We start from the raw sequence: 11057 nt of genomic DNA, 5'->3' as shown, positions 1-11057 counted from the left end.
CCTGCCTAGGCTCTCGAGTTGCAGCCATGACTGAATCGTTCTCCTCCCACACCGAGAGCCTGGCCGCATCGCGGGGCATGCAACGCGGGCGAATCGAACCCGCTGGATGCGCTGGCTTCCCGGGTTGAACACGTTGCGTGGGTACGAGTCGTCTTGGCTGCGGCACGACCTTGTGGCCGGCCTCGTCATGACGACCATGCTCGTGCCGGTCGGCATCGCATACGCTGAGGCCTCCGGGGTACCGGGTATCAACGGCCTCTACGCGACCATAGTGCCGCTGCTCGCCTACGCCCTGTTCGGTCCCAGCCGCATTCTCGTCCTGGGGCCGGACTCGGCGCTTGCGCCCGTGATCCTCACAGTGGTGCTGCCGCTTTCGGGGGGCGAACCGCGACGTGCGGTCGCGTTGGCTGGAATGATGGCACTCGTCTCCGGCATCGTGTGCATTGCCGTGGGCCTAGCGCGTTTGGGCTTCATCACCGAGCTGCTCTCAAAGCCAATCCGCTACGGTTACATGAACGGCATCGCGCTGACAGTGCTGCTGAGCCAAGTCCCGAAACTTTTCGGCTTCTCTGTCAAGTCGAACGGGCCGCTGCGTCAGGTGTGGGGAATCGTGGACCAGGTGCTGGCAGGGCGGACGAACGTCGTGGCGCTCGTGATCGGCGCCAGCACCCTCGTTCTCATACTGTTACTCAAGCGCTGGCCGCGCATCCCAGGCATTCTGATCGCGGTGGTCACCGCAACCTTTGTCGTAGCAGCCTTCGACCTGGCCAGACGAGCCGGAGTGTCCGTGCTCGGTCCTCTACCACAAGGATTGCCCTCGCCACGCCTTCCGCTAGTCCCAGTCAACGAGCTGGTACCGATTCTCATGGGTGGCGTTGCGGTCGCTCTCGTTTCATTCGCGGATACGAGCGTGCTCTCTCGAACCTATGCGGCACGTCTGCGTGCGCCAGTCGATCCGAACCAAGAGATGGTGGGCCTCGGCATGGCAAATCTTGCCACAGTTTTCTTTCAGGGCTTCCCGATCAGTAGCAGCTCGTCGCGCACACCAGTGGCCGAGGCGGCGGGGGCCAGGACCCAACTGACGGGGGTTGTAGGCGCCCTCGCCATCTCACTGCTGCTAGTGCTCGCGCCCAATCTGCTCCAATATCTGCCTCATACCGCTCTGGCTGCGGTCGTCATTGCCGCGGCCATCGGCCTGATTGAAGTGTCCGACCTGCGTCGCATCTATCGCATCCAGCGCTGGGAGTTCTGGCTTTCGATGGCCTGCTTTGCTGGTGTGGCCACGCTCGGCGTCATTCCGGGCATTGGGCTCGCGATCGTAATTGCGGTGATTGAGTTCCTCTGGGACGGCTGGCGCCCGCATTCGGCTGTCCTTGGCCGCGTGGAACGAGTCAGTGGCTACCACGACATCGCACGCTATCCGGACGCACGGCTGATCCCGGGCCTTGTGCTGTTCCGTTGGGATGCGCCGCTGTTCTTTGCGAATGCCGAGTTGTTCCGCGAACGTGCCCTTGATGCCGTTGCGAGCTCACCGACGCCGGTCCGCTGGCTTGTGGTTGCAGCGGAGCCAGTCACTAGCGTCGATGTCACTGCGGCCGATGTCGTCTCCCAACTCGACGACACCTTGCACGCCGCGGGCATCGAGTTGTGTTTCGCCGAGATGAAGGATCCGGTCAAGGACAAGCTGAAACGCTTCGGCCTCTTCACGCGCTTCGGCGAAGAGACTTTTTTCGCGACTCTCGAAGAAGCAATGAGTGCCTACCGCGTGACGTACTCCGTCGAGTCAGTCCATTGGGAAGATCACAGGTCGTAGCTGGCGGGTTCTGCGAAGCTACATCGAGATCAAAGACATCGTACTCTGCCAAACCAACCAAGGCTCGGGAAAACGAACCGACCTGGGGCTTAGCAAGCGACCTGTTGCAATTGTCGGATAGATATGCGAAAAATGCTCGACGCGGTCGCTGTGCGTCGGGGTACCTCAGTTCTCTCAGGCCTCGTCGGGCAGGACCCCGATGTCTGCAACTTTCTGAGTAAGTCCAACCAACAGCCTTTGCGTGGCTAGCGGCTGGCTCTTAAAGACCCAGAGAATTCGCGAGGCATGTCATGCGTCGTACTCTTCTGTCGAAGCTTGCCCTTGTCGTGACTATACTGCTTACGGCCGCAGCCCCGCTGTGTGCGCAATGGACGACGGCGACGATTGATGGCTCCATCGGCTCGGGCGAGTACGGGAACAGCAACTCACTCTCCAATGCCGGTAATACGGGACAAACCTGGTACATGACGTGGGACGCCAGTAATCTCTATGTCGCCATAGTGAACGCTAATCTCTCCGAAGGCGCGGTGCTTTACATTAAGCCTAACCCGCAGAACCCGCCGACGTGCTGCTCGAACAGCGACGGAAACCTAACGGCTTTTCAATACGACTTCACGAATTTGTCCTCATTGCCCTTCCGTGCATCGTTTGTCACTTATTTCAAAAACGGCTACAACGAATTCCGCAGTTCTGACGGCAGCGGCAACTGGAGTGCGCAGACCTCGTATTACGCCAACTATGCCGATAACGGCAGCAACACCAACACGCGCGAGATTGCGATTCCCTGGAGCGCCATTACGGGCGGTGGAATCCCATCCTCGTTTGTCTTCTTCGGCTTTCTGACATCTGGTGGCGGCTACATCTACGGACAGGTACCCACCGACAACAATATCGGCGGCTTCAACGGGACCACGGCGACCCAGTATTTTTCTGTCACGAATACCGGCAACGGCACCAGCACGCCACCGTTCTCCAATGAGCAGCCAGCGGGCTTCAGCGGCGCCGACAAGGCGGGCTTCTTCCACAACACTTTTGACCCGTTCTATCGTGATCAGGAAGGTGCGGTTCCGGAGAACACGCAGGTTACATTGCGTTTCCGCACGCTGCACGCCAGCGGCATTTGGGGCGTAAGGGTACGCGCGTACCTGTTCGACACGGCAACCGGCAACACCACCGGCCCGGTTGACACGGACATGCCCTTCGACCAGAACTTCACCGTGAATGGCACGGAATATGACACCTGGATAGCCACGCTGACCATGCCGTCTATGCCTACGGTCTATTACTACAAGTTTAAGATCAACCGCGACCAGACGAATGGTTTCTACAGCGACGACTACCTTGATGACAACGATAACGTTCACAAAGACGGTTCCGGGGCAGCCAGTGATGGCGAGCCATTCAACTCGTTCCAGATAACCGTCTACGATCCGAACTTCCAGACTCCAGCCTGGCTGCAAAACGCCAATGTGTACCACGTCATGCCCGACCGCTTCCGCAACGGCGATCAGACGAATGATTACTGCCGCGCCGGATCAACAACCGGATGCCCGTTGTACTACGGCAGCCAGCAGGCCTTCACCTACAACCAATGGAACACGCAAATTTGCGATCCGCGCAGCAACACCTCCGGCTGTTTGAATGAATACAGCAATCAGTTTTATGGCGGCGATTTGAAAGGCGTACAGGACGAGCTGGATTACATCCAGTCGCTTGGCCTTGACACCATCTACATGAACCCAATTTTCTCGGCGCGGTCGTATCACCGCTACGACACCGATAACTACCTCCACATCGATCCGGCGCTCGGAGGCGACACCGCTTTCGCTTCGCTATCCACCGAACTGCAGCGCCGCGGCATGCAGGTGATTCTGGACGGCGTGTTCAACCACGCGTCGTCGGATGGCATGTACTTTGACCGCTACGATCGCTACGGCGGTACGGATCCGAATATTGGCGCCTGCCTGTCGCTGGGATCGCAGTGGCGTACCTGGTTCAACTTCACCGACAACACGGTGCCCTGCCAGACAGCTGACTATATCGGCTGGTTCGGCTTCGACAGCCTGCCAACCTTTAATCACACCGTGGGCGGAGTGCAGGACTTCTTCTATCGTGCGCCGGGGAACGTCACCCAGCACTGGTATGCCCAGGGAGCTTCGGGATGGCGTTTCGATGTCGCTGACGATGGCAACTTCCCGCGCGCCTGGTGGGCCGATTACCGCATGTACGCCAAGATGTACAACAGCAATGGACCGCTGATCGGAGAAATCTGGCCCAATGCCAGCCAGTGGCTAGCCGGAAATCAGATGGATGCGGTGATGAACTACCGCTTCCGCAAGAACATCACCGGGTTCGTACGCAACGCCGAATGGCACGACGACAATAACAATGGCAGCAACGATATTCCCGGTCTCACGCCAAGCCAGTTTGACAATGCCATACGCGCGGTGCGCGACGATTATCCGCCGCAGGCAACCGCAGCCATGCTGAACCTGCTTGATTCGCATGACGTGAACCGCGCACTGTACGTCATGACGGAATTGGGCGACACCGGCTTGACGCAGGCCAAGCAACGCCTGGAGCTGGCAGCGCTCTTTCAATTCACCTATCTCGGAGCGCCCATGGTGTATTACGGCGATGAGGTAGCGATCAATTCCCCATCGCTCGCCAACAGCGCCAACGGCCCGATCGGCGATCCTTACACAAGGCCGCCGTACCCCTGGCTGGATCAGGCGGGCGATCCCACCATCTATGGCCCGCCCGACACCAGCGTGCAGTCCTACTACACCACCCTGGCGCACCTGCGGAAGCAATATCCGGTCCTCCGCAACGGCTCGTTTGTAACCTTGCTCACCGGCGACACACAACAACCCAACACCGCTCCCAACACCTATGCTTATGCGCGGGTGCTGAATGGCTCCGACAGCGCGATAGTAGCCATGAACAATGGTTCTTCCCCGAACAACGCCTCTATCCCGGTGAACGGAGTGTTCACGGATGGCACGCAGTTACAAGACGCAATAAGCGGATCAACCTATTCGGTGAGCGGCGGAAATGTGGTGGTCACACTCGCAGCTCGCACGGGAGTTGTGCTGTTGCCTTCGCCAGTGAATGTGGACCTGACGCCCCCTGTTGCTTCCATCACTACCACGCCATCGGCAAACGGGCATGGCTGGATCAACCACAGCCCAGTCACGGTGAACCTGAGCGCGACGGATTCCGGCAGCGGCGTCGAACAGCTGCGCTACTGGGTAAATAACGGGCAAGTAACCGTGGTCGCGGGAAGTACTGCCATGACGCAAATCAGCGGTGAGGGTACGCACTCTGTGGGCCTGCGCGCACTCGACAATGCCGGCAATATCAGCTCGCTGGTGACTGAGCCGGTGAACATCGACTTGACAGCGCCGCATGTGACGATCTCCGCGAGCCCTGCATCGCTGTGGCCACCGAATGGCAAGATGCTGCCCGTCACGGTCTCCGGCGCGATCACGGATAATTTGTCGGGAGTTGATGCCAGCACCGCGGCCTTCAAGGTGGTGGATGAATATGGGACTGTTCAACCCAACGGACCTGTGAGCCTGGGACCTGGTGGAAGCTACTCGTTCACCGTCTCACTCCAGGCCTCAAGAAACGGCAGTGACCGGGACGGGCGGCATTACACGATCACGGTCAGCGCCAATGATCTCGCAGGCAATCCTGGCTCAGCGGCGACCGTCGTGACTGTACCGCACGATCAGGGACACTGAGGACCAGCTACAACAGGGCTTCGGCCTTCTCGGCGGCTTCGAGTTTGGGAGCAGCGGCAACGTCCTGGACTCGGAGCACGAGGGCAGCAGCCAGCACCATAAAAACTCCTCCGGTAATCACAGCCGCCAGACGATTGTTGTGGAGAAGATGCAGCATCACCCACCCGAAGGCGAGCGAGGCGGTTATTTCCGGAATCACTATAAAGAAGTTGAAAATGCCCATATAAACCCCGGTTTTCCCCGGGGGCAGTGAACCTGCCAGGATGGCATAGGGCATCGACAAGGTACTCGCCCAGGCAATGCCAACGCCGGTCATGGAAAGAAGCAGCAGGTATTTGTTGTGAATGACTAATACGGAGAGCAGGCCCAGCCCGCCGCAAAGCAGACACAAGCTATGCGTCACTTTGCGATTCAGCACACGCGCCAGTACCGGCAAAGCAAAGGAAAAACCGAAGCAGATAGCAGAGTATGCGGCGAAGCAAACTCCTGCCCAGGCCACACCTTCACTGTAAAGCGCTGATGTCTGGTCTTCAGCACCGAACACGTTGTGTGCCACGGCTACCGGAAAATACAGCCACATGCAGAACAGTCCCAGCCAGGTGCATATCTGTACCCAAGCCAGCTGGCGCATCGTGGCGGGCATCGACTTAATTGACCAGAGGATCTCCTGAACATTCGCCCTTAGGCCGCTCTTCTCCGCCCTGATCTTGCGAAATTCCTCAAGGTTCTCCGGCGGGTACTCTCTGGTGGTCACAATGGTCCACAACACAGCGCCGAAAAATGCCGCAGCACCCAAATAAAAAGACAGCCGCACCGTGGTCGGAATCGGCTGCGAGGCGCTGCTGGTGCTGCTGACCTGAAAGATGTGCGTAAGCAGCCACGGCAAGACCGATGCAATCACCGCTCCCAGTCCAATGAACAGGCTTTGCATAGCGAACCCGGCGGTGCGCTGCTGCTCGGGGAGAAGGTCCGCCACAAAGGCGCGAAACGGTTCCATGCTGATGTTGATGGAGGCATCCAGAATCCAAAGCAGCCCTGCTGCCATCCACAGCGCCGAACTTCTAGGCATCAGGATCAAAGCCAGTGAGCTGAGTATGGCTCCCACCAGGAAGTAAGGACGCCGGCGCCCAAGCCAGCACCAGGTGCGGTCACTGGAGTGGCCGATGATCGGCTGGACGATAAGGCCGGTCAGCGGCGCTGCCAGCCAGAGGATCGGAATCTGGTCTGCGCGCGCGCCCAGATATTCGTAGATGGCACTCATGTTGGCCATCTGCAGGCCCCAGCCAAACTGGATGCCCAGGAAGCCGAAGCTCATGTTCCAGATTTGCCAATAAGAGCGCGGTGGCTTGTTCATGGGAAATTGCTCTCGGGGATCATACCCCGTCGAGCGACATTCGCGAGCGTTTTACTTGGGTACCACATTTCGCGAACTCGAGGACTGCATCCATTTCCAGGCGCTGGACACGATGTCGGACAGGCTGCGAGAGGCTGTCCAGCCTAGAACCTGCTTTGCCTTTGCCGGATCGGCCACCAGGACAGGCGGATCGCCCGCCCGACGGGGAACCATTCTAAGCGGGACTCTCTTACCTGTGATCTTCTCCACCATGCGCACCACTTCCAGATTGGAATGACCGGTGCCGGTGCCCAGGTTCAGAGCTGTGGAGAGGCCTCCGCCTTCCAGGTACTCGAGCGCGAGAACATGCGCCTCCGCCAGATCAGAGACGTGAACGTAATCGCGAATACAGGTTCCGTCGGGAGTGGGGTAGTCACTGCCAAAGATCTCGAGGTGATCCAACTTACCGGCCGCCGCCAGCAAGACGCGCGGGATCAGGTGCGTTTCCGGGTCATGCGCCTCGCCGATCTCTCCACTGTCATCGGCGCCCGCGGCATTAAAGTAGCGGAGCGAAACCGAGCGCATGCCGTAGGCGACTGAGTAGGCCTCGAGGGCTTTTTCAAGAAACAACTTCGATGTTCCATAAGGATTGATTGGATTGCGAACCGTGTCCTCGCCTATCGGTACGACGTTGGGAATTCCATAGAGTGCGCAAGTGGAGGAGAACACAATGTTGCCGACGTGAGCGTCCAGCATCGCATTCAGCAGCGCGAGACCTCCTCGCACATTGTTGTCGAAATACTTTCGAGGATTTTCGACTGATTCCCCCACGTAAGCATGGGCTGCGAAATGCATGACCGCATCCACTTCAGAAAGCACATTGGGCAATTCCTTCGGATTGCCGAGATCGGCAACGACCAAGGGGAATCCTTCAGCAAAGGCTCGCAGCCCGCTTGACAGGTTGTCGAGGATGACCACACTGTGGCCGTGCTTGCTTAATGCCCGAGCTGCATGACTGCCAATGTATCCGGCACCACCAGTTACGAGAACGCGCATATCGTTTTGATTGGGTGCGTAAGGCTCCCTGAGCATGACAGGCCCATTCTGACGAGTCATGCAGACTCGCGGGGCATATCCGCTGGAATTAGTCGAATGACGCCACGGCCGCCTGGGAATCCTGGAAGACTTCAAACTGGCTCAGCAGCCCGATCAGCTTCAACGATTGTATGGCAAACTTCGAAGGCTTGAGCAGTTTCACCGAGCCCCCTTGCTTTTTGGCGGAGGTGAGCGAGCGCACCAGCAGCCCGATACCGCTCGAGTCGATCACCGGAACCTCTTCCAAATCCAGCAACAGGCGCGCATTTCCCGCCTGCAACAATTCGTCGACAGTAGTACGTAGCCGCTCCACCGGCTCACCCAGACTTAGCCGGCCCCGCAACTTGATCACTCGGATTTGTGCCTGGTTCCGAACGTCGATTTCCACGTGGCGCTCCTCTAAACCATCGAAGTAGGCGGCAGAATGCTCTATTTTCAGCGTCTTACATTGACACTGTTAACCTGGCCTGTTAGAGTCCCGCACAACTTAGAGAAACCTTGGAGATTTTTCAAGGGGAAGTCTACTCCCCGGCTCCCCTGCTAGATCTGAGGCCATCCGAAATGGCGACCCAGAGTCCGGGATTAGCAGTCGACCTCGTCACATTCTGCTCTCGCTTGCTCGAAGAACAGGAGGTCTCCCCCCGGGCTCGCACCTTGGCGCTGGTCGTGGCGGATCTGCTGCCCAGCACCGCTGTGAATGTTTATCTGCTGACTAATCTCAACGATCACCAGGTCTGGGTTCCGCGCGCCAGGGTAGGCGATGCGTCCGTAGCCGAGGCTAGTATCCCGGCGAATTCCGGGATCCTGGGTTCTCTCCTGCGCGAGAAGACCCCCTTGCTCTTCACCGCCAACAGTCTGGCGCGCGAGGATTACGCTCATCTCAACATCCGCCGTACCTTGAAATCACTGGCCTATTTGCCATTGCAGCGCGAGGGCGAGTTGATTGGAGCCATCGAGCTTGTCAGTTTCCAGGCCGAACTGCCCGAAGCCAGCCTGACCTCCCTGCTTTCTATGTGCGAGATCGCGGCAGCGGCCCTGGCGTCTGCTTTGGCTTACGAGGAAGAGCGCAACAGCTCACTCACGTCGATCACCCGCATCACCCAGCTCTACGATCTCGAGAAAGTCTTCAGCTCCACCCTGGAGATGGACCAGCTCCTGCCCATCATCGGCTCCAAATTCCGCGAGGTTCTGGAGTGCCAGGGCATCAACATCTGGCTCATTCAGCCCGACGAGAGCCTGCTGCTGATGCACAAATCGGGAAGCGATCCCACCGTTGCCGAAGGCTTAGTTCAGCGGCCCGGAGAAGGTGTTGCCGGAGACGTTTCCGACAGCGGTGAGCCGGTGTTGATCAGCTCGTCTGACGATGACCGCCTCATCAAGCGTAACCAGACAGTCGGAAAGCCGGCAATTTTTTCGTTAATGGCCGCCGGGCTGATCGATAAAGGCGCTTTGGTCGGCGTGGTCGAGGCGCTGAACAAAAACGACGGCACTCCTTTTCATGACGACGATGCTTTCGCCCTGACCAGTCTCACCGACACCGCCGCCGGCGCCCTGCACAATGCCAGTCTGCTTATGGCCGAACGTAAGGTCGAGATCCTCGAAGGACTCGTCAAGACCAGCGGCGAAATCACCTCCACGTTGGATCTCGACCGCGTGCTGCAGGCCGTCGTTAACGGCCCGGCAACTGTCATCCTCTACGAGCGCGCCGCCCTCGCCATGGAGCAGCGTGGCCGGTTGCAACTGAAAGCCATATCCGGTGTGACGCAGATCGATCCCGCTGATCCCCAGGTTCAGCGCCTCGATAGTCTGCTGCAGTGGGCTTCGATATCGAAAGAACCCATCCTCATTCGTCAGCACGGCGATCAGATCGACAGTGACCGCGAGGAAACACGCGCCAAGTTTCGCCAGTATTTTGCCGACACCGGCATGCGCGCCTGGCATGCTGTGCCTCTCGCAGATGAAGAAGGGCGCGTCGGCATTTTGTCTTTCGAGAGCAGCGACCCCGATTTCCTCACCGACGCTCACCTGGAGATGATCAAGATTCTTGCCAGCCAGGCCACCGTCGCCTTGCGCAACGCTTCGCTTTATAAAGAAGTCCCCTTCATCGACGTTCTCCATCCACTGCTGCAGAAAAAGCGGCGGTTCATGGCTCTCGAGAAACACCGCCGCGCCGCTCTGCTTGTTGCTGCCGCTCTTGCTGTGCTGTTTCTTCTGGCATTTCCTTTGCCGCTGCGAGTGACTGGCGACGCCACCGTCGCTCCTGCACACTCCTCAAAGGTAGGTGCCGAGATTGAGGGCGTGGTAGAGCGCGTCAATGTGCGCGAAGGGGATTCAGTCCAAAAAGGTACCGTGCTGGCCAGTCTCGAAGATTGGGATTACCGATCTGCTCTCGCTGCCGCTCAGGCGAAGTACGCCACCGCAGTTTCGCAGATGGATCGGGCTTTGGCCGCCAATGACGGCACGGAAGCCGGCATTCAGCGCGTCCAGGCTGATTACTGGGGGGCTGAAGTTAACCGCGCGCGCGAACGTTTGGACAAAACTCTTCTCCGCTCGCCCATCGCGGGTATCGTGGCCACTCCGCATGTCGAAAATCTGACCGGACGAAAGCTGAAGTTCGGTGACACCTTCGCCGAAATCGTCGATAACTCCCAGGCCCTCGTCGATGTGGCGATCGATGACAACGATGTTGCGCTGATGCATGCAGGCGAACGTGGCGCCATCAAGCTCGATGGCTTTCCCACCCGCACTTACCGCGGCGAGGTGGCGATCGTCAGCCCCAGAAGCCATTTGCGCGGAGATGAGCGGGTTTTCTACGCTCGCGTTCGCGTGCCCAATGACGACGGCTCGCTGCGCGCCGGCATGGAAGGCCGCGGAAAAATCAGTACTGGCTGGCGGCCCGCGGGGATGGTCTTGTTTCGCCGTCCGGCGATGTGGATCTGGGGAAAACTGTGGTCTTGGCTCGGATGGTAGGAGTAGGTCAGTTGGCATTGTCATCCCGTACAAAAGGGTGGCCCACCCTTCCGCCCTCTTCTGGCGGAGGGTGGGAAATCGAGGCGCAGCCTCGACAGCT

At 58.8% G+C, this 11057-nt stretch carries 6 protein-coding genes; 3 read left to right on the top strand and 3 right to left on the bottom strand.

Annotation, left to right across the window (positions count from 1 at the left end; translation table 11 throughout):
• Positions 1-106 precede the first annotated feature (106 nt).
• Together VEG30_16670 and VEG30_16665 are read left to right on the top strand one after the other, a co-directional pair.
• On the top strand, positions 107-1813 hold the full coding sequence (locus tag VEG30_16670) for a SulP family inorganic anion transporter (GenBank protein ID HXZ81563.1): 1707 nt from the start codon (positions 107-109) through the stop codon (positions 1811-1813).
• A 290-nt stretch (positions 1814-2103) separates the two neighbouring features.
• On the top strand, positions 2104-5559 hold the full coding sequence (locus VEG30_16665) for an alpha-amylase family glycosyl hydrolase (GenBank protein ID HXZ81562.1): 3456 nt from the start codon (positions 2104-2106) through the stop codon (positions 5557-5559).
• A gap of 7 nt (positions 5560-5566) precedes the next feature.
• Here VEG30_16665 and VEG30_16660 read toward each other — a convergent pair whose 3' ends face one another.
• From VEG30_16660 to VEG30_16650, 3 genes are read right to left on the bottom strand one after another with little or no spacing between them, the layout of a single operon-like run.
• A complete protein-coding gene (locus tag VEG30_16660) occupies positions 5567-6913 on the bottom strand; it encodes an MFS transporter (GenBank protein ID HXZ81561.1) in 1347 nt (448 codons plus the stop codon).
• A gap of 51 nt (positions 6914-6964) precedes the next feature.
• Positions 6965-7984: a UDP-glucose 4-epimerase GalE gene (galE, locus tag VEG30_16655; protein ID HXZ81560.1), complete on the bottom strand. Its 1020-nt coding sequence runs from the start codon at positions 7982-7984 to the stop codon at positions 6965-6967.
• 52 nt (positions 7985-8036) lie between these two features.
• Positions 8037-8375, bottom strand: coding sequence for an STAS domain-containing protein (locus VEG30_16650; GenBank protein HXZ81559.1), 339 nt, complete (start codon positions 8373-8375; stop codon positions 8037-8039).
• Between the two features lie 173 nt (positions 8376-8548).
• Between VEG30_16650 and VEG30_16645 the strand changes: the two genes are divergently transcribed.
• Positions 8549-10957, top strand: coding sequence for an efflux RND transporter periplasmic adaptor subunit (locus VEG30_16645; protein ID HXZ81558.1), 2409 nt, complete (start codon positions 8549-8551; stop codon positions 10955-10957).
• Positions 10958-11057: the final 100 nt, after the last annotated feature.

Source organism: Terriglobales bacterium, from assembly GCA_035624455.1.
Lineage (GTDB): Bacteria > Acidobacteriota > Terriglobia > Terriglobales > Acidobacteriaceae > DASPRM01.
The sequence above is the reverse complement of the archived record's forward strand: the minus strand, read 5'-3'. Positions and strand labels throughout refer to the sequence as shown.